Source organism: Aquicoccus porphyridii (genome assembly GCF_008369105.1).
Lineage (GTDB): Bacteria > Pseudomonadota > Alphaproteobacteria > Rhodobacterales > Rhodobacteraceae > Aquicoccus > Aquicoccus porphyridii.
Genome location: NZ_VINQ01000006.1, coordinates 1 through 21,686, shown reverse-complemented (window position 1 = coordinate 21,686; position 21,686 = coordinate 1). Strand labels below are relative to the sequence as shown.

General features: G+C 62.1%; 14 protein-coding genes. 1 reads left to right on the top strand and 13 read right to left on the bottom strand.

Features of this window, described 5'->3' with window-relative positions:
* Positions 1 to 20: 20 nt before the first annotated feature.
* Positions 21 to 1,682: an aldo/keto reductase gene (locus FLO80_RS09845; RefSeq protein ID WP_188078259.1), complete on the bottom strand. Its 1,662-nt coding sequence runs from the start codon at positions 1,680 to 1,682 to the stop codon at positions 21 to 23.
* Positions 1,683 to 1,686: 4 nt separating this feature from the next.
* Entirely contained in the window at positions 1,687 to 2,490 is an 804-nt protein-coding gene (locus FLO80_RS09840; RefSeq protein ID WP_111367870.1) for an SDR family NAD(P)-dependent oxidoreductase, read from the bottom strand.
* A gap of 277 nt (positions 2,491 to 2,767) precedes the next feature.
* Between FLO80_RS09840 and FLO80_RS09835 the strand changes: the two genes are divergently transcribed.
* Positions 2,768 to 5,716, top strand: a complete 2,949-nt coding sequence (locus FLO80_RS09835; protein ID WP_111367868.1) for a hypothetical protein — start codon at positions 2,768 to 2,770, stop codon at positions 5,714 to 5,716.
* 37 nt (positions 5,717 to 5,753) lie between these two features.
* Here FLO80_RS09835 and FLO80_RS09830 read toward each other — a convergent pair whose 3' ends face one another.
* The 11 genes from FLO80_RS09830 to FLO80_RS09780 all read right to left on the bottom strand — a co-directional run bounded on the left by FLO80_RS09830 (position 5,754) and on the right by FLO80_RS09780 (position 21,326).
* Complete coding sequence (locus FLO80_RS09830) at positions 5,754 to 6,944, bottom strand: tetratricopeptide repeat protein (RefSeq protein ID WP_111367866.1); 1,191 nt, start codon at positions 6,942 to 6,944, stop codon at positions 5,754 to 5,756.
* Positions 6,941 to 9,880: a hypothetical protein gene (locus FLO80_RS09825; RefSeq protein WP_111367864.1), complete on the bottom strand. Its 2,940-nt coding sequence runs from the start codon at positions 9,878 to 9,880 to the stop codon at positions 6,941 to 6,943. Before FLO80_RS09825 ends, FLO80_RS09830 begins: the two co-directional genes overlap by 4 nt.
* Positions 9,881 to 9,886: 6 nt before the next feature.
* Positions 9,887 to 10,957: a pseudaminic acid synthase gene (gene pseI / locus FLO80_RS09820; protein ID WP_111367862.1), complete on the bottom strand. Its 1,071-nt coding sequence runs from the start codon at positions 10,955 to 10,957 to the stop codon at positions 9,887 to 9,889.
* 69 nt (positions 10,958 to 11,026) lie between these two features.
* Positions 11,027 to 12,238: a tetratricopeptide repeat protein gene (locus FLO80_RS09815; RefSeq protein ID WP_111367860.1), complete on the bottom strand. Its 1,212-nt coding sequence runs from the start codon at positions 12,236 to 12,238 to the stop codon at positions 11,027 to 11,029.
* Positions 12,239 to 12,282: 44 nt separating this feature from the next.
* Positions 12,283 to 13,164, bottom strand: coding sequence for an NAD-dependent epimerase/dehydratase family protein (locus tag FLO80_RS09810; protein ID WP_111367858.1), 882 nt, complete (start codon positions 13,162 to 13,164; stop codon positions 12,283 to 12,285).
* Positions 13,161 to 14,297: an ATP-grasp domain-containing protein gene (locus tag FLO80_RS09805; RefSeq protein WP_111367856.1), complete on the bottom strand. Its 1,137-nt coding sequence runs from the start codon at positions 14,295 to 14,297 to the stop codon at positions 13,161 to 13,163. Before FLO80_RS09805 ends, FLO80_RS09810 begins: the two co-directional genes overlap by 4 nt.
* Complete coding sequence (locus FLO80_RS09800) at positions 14,294 to 15,349, bottom strand: PseG/SpsG family protein (protein ID WP_111367854.1); 1,056 nt, start codon at positions 15,347 to 15,349, stop codon at positions 14,294 to 14,296. The genes FLO80_RS09805 and FLO80_RS09800 overlap by 4 nt, the downstream gene beginning before the upstream one ends.
* A 36-nt stretch (positions 15,350 to 15,385) precedes the next feature.
* Positions 15,386 to 15,736, bottom strand: coding sequence for a hypothetical protein (locus FLO80_RS09795; protein ID WP_146611057.1), 351 nt, complete (start codon positions 15,734 to 15,736; stop codon positions 15,386 to 15,388).
* Between the two features lie 313 nt (positions 15,737 to 16,049).
* A complete protein-coding gene (locus tag FLO80_RS09790; protein WP_111367850.1) occupies positions 16,050 to 19,430 on the bottom strand; it encodes an error-prone DNA polymerase in 3,381 nt (1,126 codons plus the stop codon).
* Positions 19,427 to 20,905, bottom strand: a complete 1,479-nt coding sequence (locus FLO80_RS09785; protein WP_111367848.1) for a Y-family DNA polymerase — start codon at positions 20,903 to 20,905, stop codon at positions 19,427 to 19,429. Before FLO80_RS09785 ends, FLO80_RS09790 begins: the two co-directional genes overlap by 4 nt.
* Positions 20,847 to 21,326, bottom strand: a complete 480-nt coding sequence (locus FLO80_RS09780; protein ID WP_246156641.1) for an ImuA family protein — start codon at positions 21,324 to 21,326, stop codon at positions 20,847 to 20,849. Before FLO80_RS09780 ends, FLO80_RS09785 begins: the two co-directional genes overlap by 59 nt.
* Positions 21,327 to 21,686 lie beyond the last annotated feature (360 nt).

Here is a 21,686-nt window from a genome sequence, read left to right as displayed (position 1 = left end):
CGCTGGGTTTCGCCTTCACCTCAGGTACGGGGCCAGCCGCTGGGGTCGAGCAGCGCCTCTGGGACGTGTGGAAGCGCGGTGTCTACTTCGGCAATCTCGCTTGCGCTCAAGGCATCCCGGCGAAACAGTTCGAGATTGTCCATCAACTGTGGTTCCGTTTCCACACCGACGACGATGCCGTCGATCCAGCTCAACCCGCGCAGATAGGCGAGACAGAGATCGCGACAGTCCCGCCGCCCCAGCCGCTTGGCCAGCTCGCTGAGTGTTGTCACCAATGCGGCGGGATCGACACCTTCGATCACGGGCCAGTGCCGTGGATCGGCCGGTGTCAAAAGCCCTTGCAGATAGGCGCTGCGTACATGCACGCAAAGGTCCGGCCGTACCAGCAGCGCGGGAACCAGATCCCGCCAACGCCAGTCCAGAAGATTGCAAGGCAACTGCACATGGCCGATACGCCCGTCATCCAGAACTTGCTTCAGTTCGGCGGGAGTCTGGACCGATACGCCCAACGTGCCGATCTGGCCGTCGCGGCACAGTGCTTCAAGCGTTTCCATCACCATGCCGTCGGCCATATCGAGATGCGCCGCCCGGTGCAGCATGAGAACAGGCAACCGCTTGAGGCCCAGGGCGAGCAGGGACGCCTGCACGCTCTCGCGCACCCGTGCTGCCACGGCGGCCGCGGGCCAGTCGCTGGTGACATCCGCCAGCGGGTCGAGCTTGGTCAGGATGCGCGCCTGGGATGCGAGGCCCCGCGACAGGATGCGACCGAGCCGCGCTTCGCTCTGCCCATAGGCTCTGGCGGTGTCGATATCCTCGACACCGTGGTCGATGGCGCGGCGCACGATGGTGTGGGCGGCGTGCTCGGGTGGCAGCCCCACGGCATTGGCGCGCCCATAGGCCAGCCCCAACTGAACCGTACCCAGAACCATGCCCGCCGGATCGCCGGCCTGTCGGCGCAAATGGAAGGTCGGAGCGTCGGGCAGGGCCTGCAACCGCTCGACCAGCACTTGCCACGGGGTATCGATCGGGTCTGTCAGGCCCTCGAACACGGCCGCGACGCGTTGGTAATCGTCAAACGTGTCCACCGTGGCGCGCAGATGACCCCAAGTCCGGTCAAGGCCGGGAAAGGGCGGCATCCGTCTCGGGGCATGGCGTTTGCGAATCCATGGCGTGACATGCTCGAGGTCGAAAGGGTCCGTCGTGGCCGCCGCCGCTTCTCGCAATGTGCCGACATCGAAGACTTCCGCCGCCATGCCATAGGGCAACTGCGTGCGATTGCCGCCATGTGCCATGTAGTGCAGGCCGTTTGCCTCCAGAAGATCAACCAGGGTGCCAATGAAATCCGCGTCGGGAAAGGTGTTGTCTCCGGTCAGGCGCACGCAAAGCGCGTCATCCGGAAGATCTTCGGTCGCAATCAGAAACCGCGCCAGAACGTTGTCGAGCGGGCCGCGACACACCGGTACGCCATGGCGCGTGGCTTCGCTGACCAACAGGTCGTCGGACGCCTCGACCGAGGTGGCCAGCATCACGTCCTGGCCGTCGCGCATCGCGCGTTTCGCGGCCAGAACGGCAATCGGCAGACCGGCAAGTGGCAGCAGGACCTTGGCGGGCAGGCGGGACGATGACAGGCGGCATTGCAGAACGGCGCGCACGGGGCGGCGATGTCGGGTTGGGGCGCTCATCTGCTTACCAAGCCGTCCATCCACCATCGACAGGCAGATTTATGCCGGTCACATAACTGGAAGCGTCCGATGCAAGGAAAAGAGCCGCGCCACCGATTTCATGGGGCTGTCCCACCCGTTTCATCGGGGGCTTGGCGTTCAGGACATCCCAGAGCTCAGGCATGCTCTGGGCGACTTTCTGCTTGGGAAACGGGCCGGGGCTAATGGCGTTGACCCGGATCCGCTCGGGCGCGAGATGTACGGCCGCATACCGAGTATATTGCAGAATGCCGGCCTTGGCCGCGCCGTAATAGGGGGGGCTGTTATGCCCGCTATCACCGTAGATCGCCGGGTCCGGACTGACCATGCCATACATTGAGGATATGTTTACCACCGAGGCTTGTCCGGCCAATGAGACGGCCTTGCGCATTAGTGGCAGTCCAAGACGCACGAGCTCTGCAGATGATTGAACCGAAACGGCAAAGGCGTTGGCATAATCATCGGCCCGGGCGGTTTCGAGCGTCCCGGTGCGCCCGGAATGCGCATTGTTCACGAGCACATCAAGCCGTCCGCGGTCCGCCTCGATCACCGATAACGCCTCGGCGATCGCCGTGCTGTCCGTTACATCAAGCGGCAGGACATGGGCCGATGCCCCGAGCTCCGCGGCGAGGGTTTCCAACGGTTCAACACGCCTCCCCGCCAGATAGAGCGTTGCGCCGGCTCCGCTCAGGGCCCGGGCGATCGCCGCGCCCAGATGACCGGCGGCGCCGGTTACCAACGCAGTCCGTCCTTCGAGGCCAAATAAATCGTTCGGTTTCGCAACAGACATTCAAATTTCCCAACCGGATTATGCGGGGAGCGATAGCAGGGTTTTCGCCAAAGGTGCAACATGACATTTGTGCTGTGTCACTTGTGTTCAAAAGGTAAATGACCCATAATCCAAGCCCTGTGGACGCTGCTTTCCACGTAAATTATTCAAGCTGCCCGCTTAAACAAAAGAAGATATAAGACGTATCATGGCCTCACTTCTGAGCACGGAAACGGTTAAACAGCAGCCAGCTGTAGCCCGGTTGAAATTAGCGTTGCGTCGTCAGCGCTATAACGTAATGTTGATGCGTGTCGAATTTCTGCTCAAGACCGGCCGCGCGGCACGCGCACGCGAGATATTGAGCCTATGGGACGATCGGCTGATCTACAACATGCGCACTCGCGAGGCTATCAATGCCGCCTTTGCGGGACGTCCCTCGTCTGCCAGAATCACCAAGATCCGTCACAAGGATTTCTCGGACCGGCTGGCCAAATGGATCAAGAAGAACGATCTGGCACGCGTCCTCTGGATTGCCACCCAGTTCGAGGCCATCGACAAGCCGATGCCGCGCGCGGCCGGTGCCTTCATCGAACGCGCCATGGTCGACGAGGAAGGCCGTCTCCGGTTGCGGACCGCTGCAAAAAAGGCGCTGAAGCACGCCCCCTTCAGCCCGTTCCTCGTTTATCTTTATGCCGCGCTGCATGCCAAGGCAGGAGAATATGTAGAGGCAGGTCATATCGTGCAGGTCGCCATGGACCGCCTGTCCAGGGAAACGGCGAGCACGCCACAGGAAAAGGACCGCGCGCACAAGACCTTTGCCGCGCTCAAGAACGCCTGGCGCGTGGTTGATGTGGTTGCTCGTGAACAGATGGGCTGGATTGACAACGACGGCAGTTCCGCTCGCCTGCTGAAGTCGAACGGCGCCGCCAGCCAGAATGAACGGGATGTGTCGTTCAAGGAACCCCTTCTACAGGCGCGCAACGCGGATGGTTATCTCGGCGCCTGCCTTGCCGAGTTCGAGTCCGCGACTACGCTTCATACCCAGGTCAAGGCGGTTGCCGACATGCTGCGCCAGAGCGTGCGGCGACAGTACAGCTACCACAAGGCCTATGCACTCGCCGACAAGACCATCGACCGGATCGTCGCCGATCTGGCGGCGCTCACCGTGGTGGTCGACGCTGCGGAACTGGAAGACAGAGAAGCGGTGCGCATCATCAACATTCTCTTGTCAGCCCTCAGAACTTACAGGACACTGGGACGCGAAGCGGATGTCGCGCGGATCAAGGCCCAGATCGAGAGCTTTGCCGCCGCCGGTGCGCCCGAGACCGCGATCTGGCTGGCCCTCCCGGAGCTGGTGCTCGACGACGATCCCGAATGGGTCACGCGCAGCCACACCATTCGCCGCAATCTGCCCGAGGTTCCGGGCAAGGCGCACGAGATCAAGGCCTATTTCAAATGGGCCCTCTGGGTGCGGGCATTCGACGAGGCGGATCGGACCTTCCGCAAGATCCCGGGGCCCCAACGTGAGTCGGCAAGCTCGCTCTATTACGTGAACATATTGCAACGACAAGGCCGCTTTGCCGGGGCGCTTGACGTGCTTGATGGGCTGCATGTGCGACTGCTGAGTCATCCGGGACGGCTCAATCCCTTCCAGCACTGGAATTTGCTGCGCCGCCGTGGTGAACTGAGTTTTCTGCGCGATACGGCCGATGCCTTTGCAGCCGTGCCCCAGCCGCAGAATCCGAAGGGCGTTCTGGTCATTGCCGCGCGCAATGTCGATCAGCTGCGCAAGTATCCGCTGGTCGTGCTCATGGAACTGCGCCGCCGGGGCTGGGCCGCGAAGTGCCTTGTCGAGGGGCTCTTGCCCAACGAACCCACCGGCAACCCGGATATCGACCTTCTCGGGGGGTGCATCACCTTGGAATGCCGCCTGTCCCCCGCGGCGGAGCAGGTGTTCCCCGAGTTGACGGATTTTGTCGCCGCGCCGCATGAGGGGCGGATCGAGTGGATGGGGCTCAATCTCCATCACTCGTTGATGGAAGATGCCCGTATCAACCGCCGCGCCTATGATGTGGATTTTTCCTGTCCGGCGCTGACCAGCACATTGCAGAAACTCTGCGACTGGACGGAACTGGCGGCCCGGGCCACCGTTTTCGCCCATTCCCGACTGCCCGAGCAAAATATTCGCGCGGGCTTTGCCGCGTTGTTCAATTCCCGTCTGCCCGACACGCTCTTCCGGCTCTATTGCGAAAAAGTCGGCGATCCGGAGACGTTCTTCGCCTTGCAGACCGCCAACGGGTACGAGAATTATTTTGCGAATTTCAGTCACGAAATCTCTACCCGCTGCGTGATCCGCAACGTCACCGCCTTTCCCGAAGTGCGCTCGGCGTCGTTCCCGCGTCCCGCGTTTTTCGAGGATTACTACCAGGCGAATTACGAGCGGGCCGAGGAAATCATCGCGCGGGTGGAGCATATCGCCACCGCCAAGCGGACCTCCGGACCGGTCAAGGAGATGGATCCCGATGCCGCGGAATGCGAAGCCCGTATCCACGAGTGGCGCGCCAAGGGTGGCAAGGTTGCCTGTCTGTTCGGGCGCGTGGTCTGTGACAGCGCCGTGCCCTTTGATGGCGGACCGGCCCATGCGGATTTCAAGGAATGGTTGCTGGACAGCGTCGATGCGGTTCGCGACTCGAACACGCTTCTTCTGATCAAACCACATCCGCACGAGTTGAACGAAGAGATCGCCACTTATCTCAACCAGTATTTCTTTGATCTTCTGCCCGATGACCTGCCTGACAATGTCGTCAAGCTGGGGCACCGCTGGTTCGACATCACGGCGCTCAGCCGCTTTACCGATCTGGGCGTGATCTATAACGGTACGGTGGCGATCGAAATGTCGCTGCTCAATATCCCGTGTATCCAGGCCAATCACTTTGGGCCGATTGATTACCCGGTGAAGCACCATGTGCCGCGCTCGACCGAACATTACCACAAGATGCTGCGGTTCGAGGCACCGGTTGATCCGCATCCCGAAATGCGCGCGCGCGCCGCGCTTTGGCTGGATTACATGTCAAACGGCCGGTTTGCGCTGGATTATTGCTATCATGCCCGTCCGGTGACCAACAAAGTGGTCTATCCGCCCTATTGGCTGAAAGATCAGCTGGACGATTATCTCGCCAAGGGCGATCCGCATGTCAGTCTGCTGGCGGATCGGGTGATCGGCACCGCCGTCGAACCTGTCCGCTGAACCGGACAGTCCGGTCGGCCTGCGGGGGGCAGTATCCTCAGAGCCTTGCGCGGAGGGTATTGTATCGCTTTTGGTAGACCCCGTGCCCGGGCCTGATCCGCAACGCACGTCCGATCAGCGCCAAGGCCTGTTCTATATCACCCTGTTTCTCGCGGACCATGCTCAGGCCGAACAGGGCCCTGTGCTCACCCGGATCGGAGATGAGCATCTGTTGGTAGAAATGCGCCGCGCGGTCGAGACACCCCAGCCGCCGCAAACCCACGGCCAACAACAAGAGGGCCTCGTTGTCATCGGGCGGCTGGCTTAGGGCGTTGCGCGCCAACAGATCGACGGACTCTGCGGTGGCCCCTTGATGCAAGAGCGCCTGTCCGAGGAGAAATTCCGCCGCTTCGCCAAAGGGCAGCAGGTGGAGCGCCCGGCGCGCGGCGGTCTCGGCCTGCTGCCATTCTCTGGTTTGCGCAGCTTGGTGGGCATCCCGAACGGCAGTGACATATTCCGGTGTCTCAAGCGCGCTTCCGATGGCAGGCAGGTCCGGCAGCGCCTCTCCTGCAACGAAGGCCCGCAGGAGCGGCCCCAGACGGGACCGGCGCGACAGGAACGTTGGCACGACATGGGCGCACCCGACAAGGCTATATGCCCGGACACCCGGTATGGCCGCCAGCTCGCTGGCGGCGCTTAGATCCACCGGATCGCGCTCTCCGACGAAAAGCGTCACGTCGGTCGTGCTCTTGGTCAGGACGGGCCTCAGATCGGGGTATACGGGCGGCGTGCTGGCCTCGTAGTGCTGGGCGCTGCGGCTATGCGGCATCCCGAGCCGGGACTCGGAGGCGAAGGCCAGAACCCGCGCTCCGAGCGCCGCCCCATACTGGATTGCACCATATGCCCCCATCGAGGTGCCCACAGTGCAAATCTCCACCGCTCCAAGCGCAGCCTGCCAGGCTTGCAACATCGCGACGCATTCCGAGACATCCGCACCCAGACCCGGCAATCCGGATTGATACCATTCATTGCTGCCATTGTTGACGAACATGCGGTGCTCGGGCAATTCGCGGCCAAGCTGAAAGAAGTTGAACCGGTCGAAACTCAGATCCTTGGCGGCAAAGAAGATGACCAGACGACTGGCGCCCGGGTCATCGGATGGCAGAATATGGAAGGAAGGCCCGGAGAGCGCCGAAGGGTAGGGCAGGGGGGCGGCCGTGAGATCAGAGTTGTTTTCGTGATTGCTCAAGGTCCCTCTCCCGGTTCGCCGCTTACCCCCAGAGCGCGATCGGCAAGGGTCTGTACCGCCGGGTCGCCCGATCTGTGGTATCGCTCAAGATCCTCGGCCACCCACCAGGGCGGATACATCACCGTATTGGTCACCGGGCGCGCGTGATAGCGGTAGGGCAGGGTGAAGGTCTCGCTGGCCATGTAATCGAGCCAGATCGCGGCGCGGTCGGCAAGGTCGGGGGCGGCATCGACCGGGCGCTCGAAACGCAGTGCGGCCTCGAAATCCTCGGCCGTTTCCACGACAGGGTGACCGATCGGGTAGTCGATTGGCGCAAAATGCCCCGACAGCAGACAGGGAATCCCCAACAGCCCCATCTCCACCGCGGTGGTGCCGTTGTAGATCAGCCCCAGATCGACGATATCCGCGAGGTCGTGGATATCGAACCAGCGATGCCCCAGAACCAGGACATTGTCGCCCAACGGTTCCTCGAAAAGATCGGTGAAATACTGGGTGAGGAAAGTGGCAATCTGATTGTTGAGCTCGTGGGGATGCGGCTTGATGAGAAGCAGGGTGTCACTGTCCCGAACCGCGCGGATGCAATGATTGATCCAGTCTTTCATCGAGCGATGCACCGGTCCGCCGTCGAAGGGCACGGCACTGTCACAGACCACTTTGCCAAAGGCACAGGCCACATGGCCACCGCGTGATTTCCAGTCCCGGATACGTGCGAGGGCCGCCTCGGCCTCGGGTGCGCGCGGCTCGGCCTCTCGGGTCGAGCGGCGGACCTGCGTTGTATGGGCAAACCGGGCGCGGATCTGTGGCAGTTCGGACCGGGCCGCAGCGAGGTAGCGATCAAAATTGGCAGGTCTCGGAAAAGAAGCTGAGCGGGTCTCGCGCGCCCGGGTCGTATTGCGGAGCACGAACCGATGCGACATGTTGGTGGTGAAATTGGTGAAATAGTTCTGATAGCCATTGGCCACATGGACATGAAAGAACCGCTCGGGATCGCCATGCGCCCGGGCATAGGCGGCATAGATCGCATCGGGCAAGCGCGCATTGAACAGCGACATGTGCATCACCGGCGGCCCGCCTGCGCGTTCCAGATCATGGGCGTATCGCAAAGCCCGGGCCAATAGCCCCGTCCAGTCCATCAACATGCCCAGGTAGGATTGCAGCTCGGGACAGTCGTAGGAAATGTCGTAGCGGCGACGGTTGATGGCCGCATCCTCCCAGACAGCGTGGGAAAAATCCAAGTCATTCCATAGCAATCGCCCACGCGCGGGTTCGGCCACGAAACCGGTCAGGGCGGGAAAGGCCGCTTCGGCAGCGGCCGTGAGATGCTGGTTTGGTGTGAGTGATCCGACCATGAGGTCGATTTCGGGACGGCCCGTGGGCTGGAATGGCAAAAGCCCCTGCACCAGCGGGATGACTGCCCAGCCCCTGCGCTTGAGTTCCAGCAGGACCATGAGAGGATAGCGGCGCAACGCGTCTATGTTGCGCGCGGGGATCACCACGAGGCCTTGCGGATCGGTCGGCTGTGGCACGCTCTGCCATATCTGTGCTGTCTCGATCAGGAAATCGAGTTCGCCGGCCCGCTTGATCATGCCATGGCTGGTGACGGCATTGACCTTTGAGGGATTGGCCAGCGCTTGCCCGTGGATATCGCGCAACAGGGTGCGGGCCTCATCGAAGCGACCTTGGCGTTGCAGGATATTGACATAATAAAGGCAGCCCGCCCGGCGCCGCATCGTCTCGGATAGCGTTCCGAAAAACGCCTCCGCGCCGGCATCGTCCTGTGCCAACTGCGCCCAGCGAAAGAAATTTTGCATATCGCGGTTGATGCGGGGTGCCTGGTGGCGGATCCGGGACATGATACGCCCGGCCTGTGTCAGGCAGGCGGGGTCGCGCGCCAGCGCCGCAGGAACCGGCCAGAGCACCGGCAGAAACAATGGTTCCTGCGATATGTCCTCGAAGCGCGCGATGATTCTCGCCGCCAATTCCGGACGATTGAGGCGCCGCGCCAGCAACAGCAGCGTGCATAGCGTCAGAACCTGGGCCTCGGCGGCTGCCTCGTCCGGTGGTGTGTTGAACAAGGTCGATATCTCGACTTCGAGCCCGTCGAGATAATGGTTGGCGAGGGCGTGAGAGGCCGAGTAATCGGGAATGTGCCGTATCGAGGTCCGCAACATCGCCTCAATCGCCGACAGCCGCGCGGGCAGGCTGTCCGCCGTGTTGAACTCCTTGGCACAGATATCGAGATACGTGTCACGCATCCGCCCCTGCAGTGCATGCTCCTTGAAGGACTGCACCAGTTCGCCCCCCTCGAGCGGGCCCTGCCGCGATGTTTCGGTCGAGGATATCGCCAGCGCCTCGTAGTCCCCTGCCTCGTCAGCCCAGTCCATACGCTCCCGCGCAATGAGATCCACGATCCGCCAGCTCTGTTCCAGAATACGAAACCGCCGCGCCCGAAGCCATTTGGGCGCGGTGGGCGGATCGTTCATCTCGGCGATCAGCGTATGCCCCGCCGCGATGTGATCCTCCTCCATCGCTTGACAGAGAGCCGTGACGTGGCTGACGAATGCACTGTCGGGGCAGGTCTCACGCACGTCCCGCGCGGCCTCGAGCAGGCGCGCCCGGCCCGCGGCGGTGACCAGTTCATCCGCAAGCAGCCGGCCTGTGGAGAATTGCATGGCGAGCCCGGTGCGCTCCATCTCTGCCATGAGTTCGAGCACGCCGGTCAGATTTCGTGCCTCGAGATGTTTCGGCGCAAGATGGCGGAGCCGTATGGCCCGCAGGCGCGCGGCCCGGTCGGCAGCGCCGATCAGATCGGCGGTCCGCGCCATCATCTGGAGCAGGCGGGTATTTCGCGACGCGGCGGCCACAAGCGGCTTGAGACACCGGCGGGCCACGCCTGCCAGCCCGCCATGACGAAGGCGCTGTGTCGGTCCCTTCATCCGGGATCAGCTTTCCGTGTCCAGAAGATCCCAGCTCATCGGTGTGCCGCGCTTGACGTCGCGACCGACGCGTCGGCCCAGCAACACGTCGTAATGGCGCGGGGCCAATCCAAGACCGGGGCGGATACGGCGCAGGTTCTGCGGCGTCAGCAGATCGCCGGCCTTGAGGTCTTCCGCGATATAGAGCGAACGGCGTTTCTTGCGTCCGGCCTGTTCGGATGCCGTGCCACCAAACCAGATCTCGCCCATCGCCTGTGCTCCGCGCTTGCATTCCGTGACCAGAGCGGTGAATTCATCGGGTTCGAGTGAAAAGGCGCTGTCCACGCCGCCCTCGGAACGGTCGAGGATGAAATGCTTCTCGATGACCGTGCCGCCAAGCGCGGTGGCCGCGACCGCCACGCCATTGCCCATGGTGTGGTCGGACAGGCCGAAGTTGACGCCAAAGGTCTGGCCGATCACCGGCATGGTGACGAGATTGGTATTCTCGGGGCTGGCCGGGTAGGAAGAGGTGCATTTGAGCAGGGTCAGGTTGGTGCAGCCCGCACCAAGCGCGGTTTCCACCGCTTCGCCGATCTCGACCACGCTGGCCATACCGGTGGAGATGATCATCGGCTTGCCGGTTTGCGCGACGCGGCGGATCAGGGGCAGGTCGATCGCTTCGAAGGACGCGATCTTGTAAAGCGGCGCGTCGAGACTTTCCAACAGGTCCACTGCATCCTCGGAAAACGGCGTGGACATGAAGAGCAGGCCGCGTTCCCGTGCCCGGTCGGCAATGGGCTTGTGCCATTCCGCGGGGGTATGGGCCTCTTCGTAGAGGTCATGGAGCGTGCGCCCGTACCACAGCGACTTGGGGTCGGTGATGGTGAACTCGCCTTCGGTGAGGTCCAGCGTCATGCTGTCGGCGGTGAAGGTCTGGATCTTGATCGCGTCGGCCCCGGTTTCGGCGGCGGCATCGACGATGGCCAGCGCCCGGTCGAGCGAGCGGTTATGGTTGCCCGACATCTCGGCGATGATGAAGGGGCTGCCATCGTTGGCGATGCCGTGGGTCTTGCTGAGTTCTTCGCGCAGTGTGAGCATGGCTATCTCTTATTTGATCGTGTCGGAGAAATTCCTCTGGGAGCGGACCTTAAACAAAAGGTAAAAGCTTCACCTTGGCATAGACAGATAGAGTTTGTTGAGCTTCTCCAGCTTTTTGACATAAGCGGGGTTTGACGGTTCCAGACGCACTGCCTCGGAAAATTGCAACCGGGCTTTCTCGATCTGCCCTTTCTGAAAATATATCTGCCCGAGATCGAAATGGGATTGAGGTGTATCGGGCCAAGTTTCCAGAATTTTCATGTGGTTGTACATTGCTCCTTCAAGCGCGCCGGTCATGCGCAGGCAATGTGCGAAGAAAACCCGGTGTTCGACGAAGTTCGGCGTCATGGCAACGGCCATGGCCGCGTGCTCCCGGGCTTTCTCGGGATTGCTATTGCGCAACATCAGCTTGGCCATAAAGAAGTTCGCCCGCGCAGATATAGGGTACGCAGCGATCGCTTTCCGCAGCTCCTTTATAGCCAGATCGTCCTCTTTTTTGAGGAAGTACTGCCAGCCACGGTAAAAACTGCGCGGATACCCGGCAATATCGAGCGCGCTGCCTTTTTCCATGATGGTCGGCAGCGGTTTGTCCTCGACGAATTCCCGGAGCGTGGTTTCCAGCCGATCCGTCTGAAACAGTGTCCGCATTACCGTATGTTCATCATCCCTGAACGTGACTATTTGGACCGAGGGCAGATTGCGGACCGTCGCCGCACAATAAAGATCTACCGGGTCCATTTCACCCGTATAGATCACGACAGGGCTTTGAGCGGCTGCCAGTTTTTGCCGTAAGTCGGGGGCTGTCATTTGCACCCCTTCCGGCATCATTTTATAAGACCGGCTGAACGGTAATTTCAGCACAATCTCGGGACTGAATGCCAGCACCGAAGCATCGAGTTCCAGGCCAAACAAGATGGCACCATACCCACCCATGCTACTGCCGCACGTATAGATTTTTTCGGCTCGACACCCGGCGGCCAGACGCCGAATGTTCTCTGCCGTTTCCTTGAAGTCGGCCCCCAATCCCGGCACGCCCTGCTGATACCAGTCGTTGGTCGGAGCGCGCAGGTACAGCTTATGACACGGCAGGATATCGGCGTATTTCCAAAGATTGAAACGCCCGGGTTTGGTTCCGGTCGCACTGATCAGGACCAAAAGCTGACGCGCACCGGGATGCAGCACCAGGCGGTGAGAATCGCTGGCCTGAGGTACTCCGTTCAGCGTATCGGATTCAGTCTCACCCGCCATTAAAGGAGAAAAGGCTTTCTCCTGATGTTTCATCGTCGAGGTGGACAATACGCAGAATCCTTCTCTTGGCACCTAAGTCATTCGCATGAAACGGTGAAATCCTCAAGTCCCGCCCGCAGATCGAACGCCGGGCGCCAGCCGAGGTCGGCGGCGGCGGCGTCGAGCGCCATGCAGGTCTTGGGCATGGGCGCATCGCTGTCGGTGTCGTAACGGATATTGCCCGCATTGCCGAAGACCTCGTTCACGGTCTCGGCGATCTCGCCCACCGGGATCGCGCGGCCGCCACCGATGTTGTAGACCCCCTGCGCATCCGAGGCGAGGGCGGCCTGAATGGCCGAGACGGCGTCGCGCACGTAAAGCTGATCAATGCGATAGTTGGCATTGCCGGTGAGCACGATGGTCTCGCCCGCCCGGGCCTGGCCGATGAACTTCATCAGCGCCGGGGTGCCTTTCTCGCCATGGCCATAGACGGCGGCAAAACGCAGCGCCACCGCCGACGGCCCCTTGGCGCGGGTCAGCATTTCCAGGTGCGCCTCGGCCATGAGCTTCGACAAGGCATAGGCGTTGATCGGGCGCGCCGGTGCGCTTTCGCGGTAGGGCAGACCCGAGGCGGGGGAATAGATGGCGATGGTCGAGGCCAGGACAATGCGCTGCACGCCCACCTCGCGCGCGGCGGCCACGAGATCGGCCATGGCGGCGGCGTTGGACGGCCAGAACGGGGTGATATCCATCGGCGCGTCTTCGCGTGTCATGCGGCGCCCGGCCAGGTGGACAACTGCATCGGCGCCCGCCAGCGCCGCGGTCAGGCTATGCCGGGAATAATCGGTCTGCCGGTCGTCCGGCCCCTGGGGGGCGCCCCGGCCCAGCCGCAGCGCCCGGTGCCCGGCCTCTTCCAGTGCCGGACACAGGTAGCGGCCGATGAAGCCCGAGGCCCCGGTGACAGCAACGGTTGTGGTCATGTCCTCTCCCGCACGTAGTATCCGACGACGTCCAGCGTGCCGTTCACCGGCCGCACCTCTTCGCCCGCGTTATAGCGGTATTCGTGATATATCGCATCCCCTGGCACCGGGAAAGCCGCGGGGTCGAAGGGCCGGCCCGGCGCCATCTGCTGAAACATGAGTTCCCGGATCGGGCGGTGCCTGTCGCCTTCGCCGCCATTGGGCAGCGTGGCGGGCGCGCCTTCGCCGGTCAGGCAATCCATGGTCATCGCGATGAGGTCGGCCCCTTCGGCGGCGCGGATCAGCCGCCACATGTGACACCCGTCGAGCCGCGGTGCGATCTCGACCACGCGGGGGCCTTCCGGGGTCACGATCATCTGGAAATAGAGCACTCCGTCACGGTGCCCCAACGCAGCAACGATCCCGTCGACCAGCGCCAGTGCGGCACGCTGGTTTTCCTCGGTCACGTCGTCGCAGGGCACCAGGTGACCACGCGGCACGCCCAGTGCGTGGGGGCCATGCACCAGCCGTTCGGACAGCACCTTCATCTTCACCTCGCCCCCGCAGACCAGCACGTTGCACGAGATTTCGACACCGTCGAGGAATCCTTCGACAATCGCCTGCTTGCTGCGCGAGAAGCCCACCGCCGCCTCGATCGCCGGGGCGAGATCCTCCCGCCGGTCGACCCGGACAACGCCTCGTTGGCCCTGGGCGTCGGTCGGCTTGACCATGCAGGGGAAGTGATCCCAGTCTGCGGCATCCGCCGGACCTGCCAGCTTGCGAAACGGCACCGGCCCGAGATCGTGTTCGGCCAGGAAGCCGCGCAGCGCCGCCTTGTCGTCGAGCAGGTCGACAAGGGCGCTGTCGTAAAAATGCGCAAGCCCCATGCGTTCGGAAAGCGCGACAACCGATTTCATCGCCACGTCGGACGAGATCGAGTAGACCAGATCGATCGCGTGACGCCGCGCCGCCTCTTCCAGCGCGTCGAGGTCGACGATGTTGATCGCCTCCACCGCGTCGCAGAAGGCTTGCCCGGGTTCACCAGGGACCGGCGATGCCCCGATCACCCGCCAGCCACGGTCCTTCATGTGCCGGATCAGGTCCGCCTGACCGGCATTGGTGCCGAGCACGAGAATGGTCTTTTGTCCGCTCATGTCGTTTCTCTTTCCCGTTCAAGCAGCGCCTCGACCAGCCGCCGCGTGCCCTCTCCGTCCACCAGCGACCGGCCTTTCACGGCCATCGCGCGGCGTCTGTCGTCATCTTCCACAAGGTTTGAAACCGTCTCGTAAAGCCACTCATCGGGCACCGTCCCCACAAGCCCAACGAACGGCGCCCCCGTCAGGTTTTGCCATCCCCGGCAGGACCGCTCCTGGTTGGGGGCCAGCCCGACAAAGACCATGGGCAGACCGCAGATCGCCGCCTCGTAGCTCATGGTTCCACCGCCGATGAGCGCCAGATCGCAACCGCGCATCAACCCCGCCATGTCGGGCGGGTTGACGTGAAATTCTGCCTCGCCGTCAGGCAACGCCGACACCACGTCGGCGATCTGCTCGCAGCGCGGATTTCCTGCGCCGGATACAATGACCAGCGTCACCTCCGGCCCCAACCGCCCGGCCAACACGCGCAATGCCTGATCGATCGCGCCGCGGTCATCGCCGCCACCAAAGGCCACCAATACCCGGCGCACCGGCCGGCCGTCGGCGCGTGCCGCAATCCCGGAAAAGGCCGGGCGCAGCACCGCATAGGCAGGTCCGAACAGCGTTCTGGTTCGCTCCGGTTCCGTCAGCCAAGGCAGGTATTGCTCGCGCCGCTCGTAGGGGCTGGCATTGACCAGAAGGTCGGGCTGGAACATCCAGGGCCGCGAGGTGTCGAACTGCTGCAACCAGCGCACCCCGGCCGCGCGCAGGATCTCCTGATAACCCGGATCAACGCGGTAATCGTCCATAACTGCATAATGCGTGCCATGGGCCTCGCAAAGCGTGAGAACCCGGGCCGCATCCTCATCGGACGGGCCGCGCACCTCCACCGGATGCCAGGCGGCAAAGAGCCGCTCGTCAACACTCTGGCGCAGATTGTCGGGCGGACCAAGCAACACCGAACGCCAGCCAATTCCACCCAGGTAGCGCGCCATCTCCCGGCAGCGCATCAGATGCCCAACCCCGACGCTGGCCGAAACATTACAACGGAAAATCACGGTGCCGGTCATGGGCTGTCACCTAGGTGGGCAGAAGGCGCCCGGTCATCAAAAAACGCCCCTGAGGTCGCGGTTGTCAAGCATGATGCGCCCGGCCTCGCTCTTCGAAAAAGGCGACCCCTGCGGCGATTTTCTTTCTGGTGGGCATCCCGTCCGAGACATGGGCTCCACCATCGAAATGCTTGCAGAGATAGCCCGGCAGCTCGAAATATCAGTGGTCGCAGAGGGGATATTGAGCATCGCGGGATTGATCGCAACCGGTTCTCCTCCGATGTCCGGGTCGCCCTTGTGATCACACCCGACTTCCGCAATCGCTTGGGTCGGCGGGAAGGCTTGAGTCATGTTTTCTAATACCTGAAGCAGTGCAATAGCGTGTGGCAGCGAAACAATCCACGACACCGTTATCCCGTCCCTCCCGGAGTGTCAAACGCCCCCGGAACAGCCGCAGATCCCTTGTCGCCGCCGGAAGCCAATGCGGCCCAATCCCCCTGTCATCTTGATCATCATGTCGGCTCGAAATGCCGATGCTCACCTGCGTCGCGCGCTGAGCAAGCTTTGAGTTCCAACCGTCGTCGCGCTTTCCAGTGGGCTGGCGACCGCGCACGCCGTGACAGTGGATGAGATGGCCAGCCACCGAAAAGGAGGCGTGAAAAGCGCTGAGCCCAAGATTTTGGAAAGCGCCTGCTCGCCTCGCCTGCGGCCTGTAAATACGTCAATGGAAATCCCGGCTGGGAAACAGGCGTTTGGCTTGCTCCCGTGGATGTGTGGCGCGTGGTGGTGGCAATGGGCGTGGGGCGTTGTCTGTTTGCGGCGTTGTCTGGCTGACTGCATTCTCCATCGGGTGTCCCAAGTCGGAAAGGCGGTGCGAGAGGTCTTCGATCTGCTGGGCGATCAGGTGCACCACGATCCCTTCGCGTTGAAGATACCCTGTCACCCGCAACAGCCGCCCGCCCATGACGATCCGGCGGAACCGCTCATAGGTTTTGGGCCAGACAACCACGTTTGATACGCTGGTCTCATCCTCCAGCGTCAGGAAGATCACGCCAGAGGCGGTGCCGGGACGTTGACGGGTGATGACGAGCCCACAGACGCTGACACGGCCAAGTGGGGTCGTAACCAGTTTGTCATGTGGCGTCAGGCCGGGAAGTGTGGGGCGCAGCAGTTCCATCGGGTGGGCGCGCAGGGTCAGGCGCATGGAGACGTAATCCTCCACCACTTCTTCGCCCAGATGCATCGGCGGCAGGGTAACATGCGGTTCACGGATGCTTTCCCGGTCAATCGGATCGTTGAACAGCGGTAGCGGCGCCTGTCCCCGGATTGCCCGAACCTGCCAGAGCGCGTCGCGCCGGGACAGGCCCATATCGGAAAACGCATCCGCCTCGGCCAGCCGTTCCAGCACTGCGGGGGCCACTCCTGCGCGCAGCCAGAGGGACTCCGGGTCGCGATAGCCATTGCCACGCGCGGCAACGATCCAGCCAGCATCTTCTTCCTTGAACCCCTTGATCTGGCGGAACCCCAGCCGCAGGGCCAGCGGCCCGTCGGTGCGGTGTTCCAGGGTGTTGTCCCAATGGCTGGTATTCACGCAAATGGGGCGCACTTTCACCTGATGGTCACGCGCATCGCGCACGATCTGGGCAGGCGCATAGAATCCCATCGGTTGGGAATTCAGCAGCGCGCAGGCAAACACCGCCGGGTGATGGCATTTCAGCCAGGCCGATACATAGGCGAGCATGGCAAAGGCCGCCGCGTGGCTTTCGGGAAAGCCGTAATCGGCAAAGCCCTCGATCTGTCCGAAACAACGCTCGGCTACCTCCTGATTATAGCCATTGCGGCGCATTCCGGCGATGAATTTGTCCCGATGCTGCCCAATCGTTCCCATGCGCCGGAAAGACGCCAGCGAGCGGCGCAGGTGATCGGCCTCTTCGGCAGAATAGCCCGCGCCGATCACGGCGATCTGCAAGGCTTGTTCCTGAAACAGCGGGATGCCGAGGGTACGACTTGTCACCGCTTCCAACTCCGGGCCGAACGGTTCCGCTTTTTCCAACCCCTGACGACGTTTGATATATGGCTGCACCATGCCGCCCTGAATCGGGCCGGGGCGGACGATGGCAACCTCGATCACCAGATCATAGAAAGTACGAGGCTGCATTCGGGGCAGGAAATTCATCTGTGCCCGGCTCTCGACCTGAAACACCCCCACCGCATCCGCCCTGCAAAGCATATCGTAGGTGGCTGCATCGTCTGGCCGGACAGAGGCGATGGTCAATGTCTCTCCCTCATGCTGCTGTATCAAGTCAAAAGCCTTGCGGATACAGGACAGCATCCCCAAGCCCAGCACATCAACCTTGAGGATGCCCAGCGTGTCGATATCGTCCTTGTCCCATTCGATGATGGTGCGGTCCTCCATCGCCGCGTTCTCGATGGGGGCCAGTTCATCCAGCCGCCCCTTGGTAATGACGAACCCACCCACATGCTGGGACAGATGGCGGGGAAAGCCGATGATCTCGCCGATCAGGCGGATGGTCTGGGCCAGACGGCGGTCGTTCGGATCAAGGCCAAGCTCCTTGATCCGCTCTGGATCGGCTCCGCCATTGGACATGCCCCAGATTTGCCCAGACAGGCCCGCGGTTACATCCTGGGACAGGCCCATGACCTTGCCGACCTCGCGGATCGCCGCACGGGAGCGGAAATGGATCACCGTGGCGCAAAGCCCCGCCCGGTGACGACCGTATTTTTCGTAGATCCACTGGATGACCTCTTCGCGCCGCTCATGTTCGAAATCCACATCGATATCGGGTGGTTCACCCCGGTGTTTCGAAATGAAACGCTCGAACACCATGGCGATTTTCTCGGGGGACACATCCGTGATGCCAAGCAGGTAACACAGGATGGAATTGGCCGCCGAGCCACGCCCCTGGCAGAGGATGCCCTGCGAGCGGGCGAATTGAACAATGTCATAAACCGTCAGGAAGTATGCCGGAAAACCCAGTTCCGCGACGAGTTTCAACTCCTTGTCCATCAGATCATGAACGCGCCGGGATGCGCCGTCCGGATAACGCCGTTTCAACCCGTCTCGCGCCAGCCGTTCCAGCCGCGCTTGCGGAGATTCGCCTTGGGAAATTTCATCCGGGTATTCGTAACTGAGTTCACTCAGGCAAAAACTGCACCGGGCGGCGATGTCCAGCGTCCGGCGCAGGGCAGCGGGATGATCGTGAAACACCCGTTCCATATCCGCGCGACCCTTGAGGCGGCGTTCGGCATTGGGCAAGGCGCGGGTGCCGATCTGGTCGATGGTGATATGTTCACGCATGCAGGTAAGCACATCAGCCAATTGTCGGCGAGATCCCCGGTGCATGAGCACATCGCCCACCGCCACCATTGGGGCCGAGCTTTGAAGCGCCAATCGGGCACAGGCCTTCAGCCAGGCCTGGTCGGAGCCGTCATAACGCGGGGTCGCCCCCAGAAAGACATGGCCGGGAAAGCGGCGCTGCATCTGCTGGATATGCGGGGCGGCGGGGTCCAGTTCACCTTGCGGCAGGGCAATCAGGATCATACCGGTACAAGCCGCAAGCAGATCGGCCCGATCAAGATGACAGTCACCTTTCTCTGCCCGCCGTTTGCCCAGGGTCAGCAACCGGGTCAGCCGTTGATAGGCAGCACGATCCCGTGGCAGGGCGATCCAGTCGACCGGGCTATCGCGTAGCACCAGGCGACACCCAACGATCAGTTTCGGCAGTTGCGCCGCCTCAGGTCGTTCAATCGGGGTGGGTTGACCCACCTCTTGACGCGAACATTGGTCGATCCGGTGTTGCGAACGAATGCGAATAGCCTCTTCGACACCACGTCGAAGTTCTGTCAACGCCCGGTAAGCACGCACCACTCCGGCCAATGAGTTGTGGTCTGTGATTGCAATAGCGGACAGACCCAATTCAGCAGCCCGCACAACCATTTCCTCGGGATGGGACGCGCCGGTCAAGAAGGTGAAATTCGTCGTGACGCAAAGCTCGGCATAATCAGGTCGACCATGCCTCGTGAGCAGTGCATCAAAACGGGCCGTCTCGGCCTGTCGGTGATCTCGTACAATTTCGATCATGCGAATTCCCCCTGTACGAACCAGCCGGGGTGTTGCGGCGTGTAAAACAGCCAGAGCCGCCGCCCCTGCAAGGTTTCCACATGCCAGTAGTCGCGTATTCCACTGTGCCAGTTTTCATCCGGAAGCCACCATTCCGGGGCAATCCGTTCCGGTCCCGTCGCCCGTGCCGTGGAGAGCGACATGCGCCGCCAGCGGAAGTGCCGGGGTGGGCGGGGACCAGTTCCGGTGACGGGCTCCGGCGGGAACAGCCGCAAGGGACGTGGGCGCGCGCTTGCCCATGGTCCGCCCGGTTCTGAAAAAGCCGCTGCTGCAATAATGAAACTACGTTCCGGGATGTGACTGTCGGCAGGCAGAAACCGCTGCACATTTTCCAGCCCAATCCGGGTGCCGATCCGGCTGATCAGGTCATCCAACTGATCCGCACGCCCCGAGGGCATGTGACTGACCTGATGCATCGGCTGCGATTCGACCTGTGTTGCCTCCAGCCGCATCTGGTCGATGCCATAGCCTGCATCAACTTCCCCCACGCCCCGTTCGAACAGCGGCAGGATACGGGTCGCATCACGCAACGGGCCTGCAAGGCGCAACTCCACCGTATGAGCCTCCTGATCGACCCGGCGCAAGGTCAGCCGCAACACTCGTGCTCCGGCCTCTTGCGCCTTCAATTTGGTGCAAAGCTGATCCAGCAGGCGCGATGTTCCGGCCATTACATCATCAAACAGGCCAACCGGATCGGGCAAGGTCATACGCACCCCGTAATGGGGGCGCTCGGTCAGTGGGGTAATCTGTTCCGGTTGACGGCCAAGCGCCTGATCCAGACGCATCATCAGGTCCGGCCCAAAACGGCGGGCCAGCGGAGCGCGGGCCGCATCTTCCAGATCGCGGATTGTGCGCAAACCCAAGCGTTGTAGAGCGATGACGGTCTTCTCCTCCAACCGCAACGCCGCGACAGGCAATTCTGCCAATGCTGCATAAGGCTGACCAATCTCTGCCCGGCCTTCTCCGAAATGGGCCAGCGCCCAGGCCGCCCCGCGCGTATCGCCCAGCCCAATCCGGTTGTTTAGCCCCGCACGTGTAAGCCGCTGGCGCATATCCGCCAGCATCATCGCCTCACTGCCGAATAAATGGGCGGCTCCGGTAATATCCAGCACCAGCCCGTCATTGCCCTCTAACCCGACCCACGGACAATAGCGGGTGGCCCAACGGCGCAACACGCGCAGGAACCGTTCGTCGCCAAGCGGGTCTGCCGGGCGGCTTTGCAGATCGGGGCAGAACGCCCGCGCATCGGCAAAGGACATTCCCCGGTGTAGCCCTTGCCGTTCTGCCTCGGGGTTCAGGCAATAAAGTCGATCCGCATTCGTTTGGCGGAGTGTCAGCGCAAAGGGGCCGTCAACCGGGCGTATCTGCAGAACCCGGTCACTCGCCAGCCGGGGAAACCACATCGAGACGACGCGCCGCTGCATTCCATCGAACATGCCAGGCCTTCAATGTTCCTGATTTGTTCTTAATAATTTCCCAGCGCATCAGAGTCGAGTCATCCGGGTCAAAAACCGGGGCGCAGTGCCATCTGGTCTCCGCCGCATTGCTGCCCATACCTTCGGGGATCAGACACAAACCCGTTGTGTTCCCCGCTTTCGCCGCAAGCTGCAAGCGTCGCCCTTCGCGCAGATCGAGCGGGCGCGTGATCTCGAGGATAACGAATGGCACCGCCCCATCCTTGAGCGCCTCTTCCGCAACGGCCAGAGTTTCGGTCTGATTCCTGGTCTGGGCCACCAACATGCAGGCCGGATCGAAAAAGTCCGCCAACCCAACGGGGTTTACCAACTCTTCCTGCCACGCCTCACGCACCCAAAGCACCCGTCCAGCCCGAGCCGCAGAGATCGCGGCAAACACCATGGCAGCTGGTCCGCATGCTTCATGCACACGCGCCTTGCATAAAGGGAGGTTCATGCCTGTTGCAAATACCATGCCACATACATAGCGGATGGAAGCAAACCGTTGCTACCCAATTGATACCCAGCGCGAATCCTCGAACACGGCAGCCGGCCACTCATAACTTATAGGCTTTTGCTTTTGTTGAGTTTAAGTGGTGTCGGGGGCGGAATCGAGGCGTTGTTGCGCAATTCACGCGTTGGGCGTGACTGCCCCTTGCCCCGTCATTGTCGAGCCACGCGGATGATCTCGGCGGTGCCGAGGGCAGAGAAGCGGTTCATGAGTGCGATGCGGATGTGGATTTCGGCGGTCTGTCGGTCAGGG

Coding starts and splice junctions, on each gene's coding strand:
- FLO80_RS09845 (WP_188078259.1), bottom strand. CDS start 1,682: ATGAGCGCCCCAACCCGACATCGCCGCCCCGTGCGCGCCGTTCTGCAA.
- FLO80_RS09840 (WP_111367870.1), bottom strand. CDS start 2,490: ATGTCTGTTGCGAAACCGAACGATTTATTTGGCCTCGAAGGACGGACT.
- FLO80_RS09835 (WP_111367868.1), top strand. CDS start 2,768: ATGTTGATGCGTGTCGAATTTCTGCTCAAGACCGGCCGCGCGGCACGC.
- FLO80_RS09825 (WP_111367864.1), bottom strand. CDS start 9,880: ATGAAGGGACCGACACAGCGCCTTCGTCATGGCGGGCTGGCAGGCGTG.
- pseI (WP_111367862.1), bottom strand. CDS start 10,957: ATGCTCACACTGCGCGAAGAACTCAGCAAGACCCACGGCATCGCCAAC.
- FLO80_RS09815 (WP_111367860.1), bottom strand. CDS start 12,238: ATGAAACATCAGGAGAAAGCCTTTTCTCCTTTAATGGCGGGTGAGACT.
- FLO80_RS09810 (WP_111367858.1), bottom strand. CDS start 13,164: ATGACCACAACCGTTGCTGTCACCGGGGCCTCGGGCTTCATCGGCCGC.
- FLO80_RS09805 (WP_111367856.1), bottom strand. CDS start 14,297: ATGAGCGGACAAAAGACCATTCTCGTGCTCGGCACCAATGCCGGTCAG.
- FLO80_RS09800 (WP_111367854.1), bottom strand. CDS start 15,349: ATGACCGGCACCGTGATTTTCCGTTGTAATGTTTCGGCCAGCGTCGGG.
- FLO80_RS09790 (WP_111367850.1), bottom strand. CDS start 19,430: ATGATCGAAATTGTACGAGATCACCGACAGGCCGAGACGGCCCGTTTT.
- FLO80_RS09785 (WP_111367848.1), bottom strand. CDS start 20,905: ATGTTCGATGGAATGCAGCGGCGCGTCGTCTCGATGTGGTTTCCCCGG.
- FLO80_RS09780 (WP_246156641.1), bottom strand. CDS start 21,326: ATGGTGTTTGCCGCGATCTCTGCGGCTCGGGCTGGACGGGTGCTTTGG.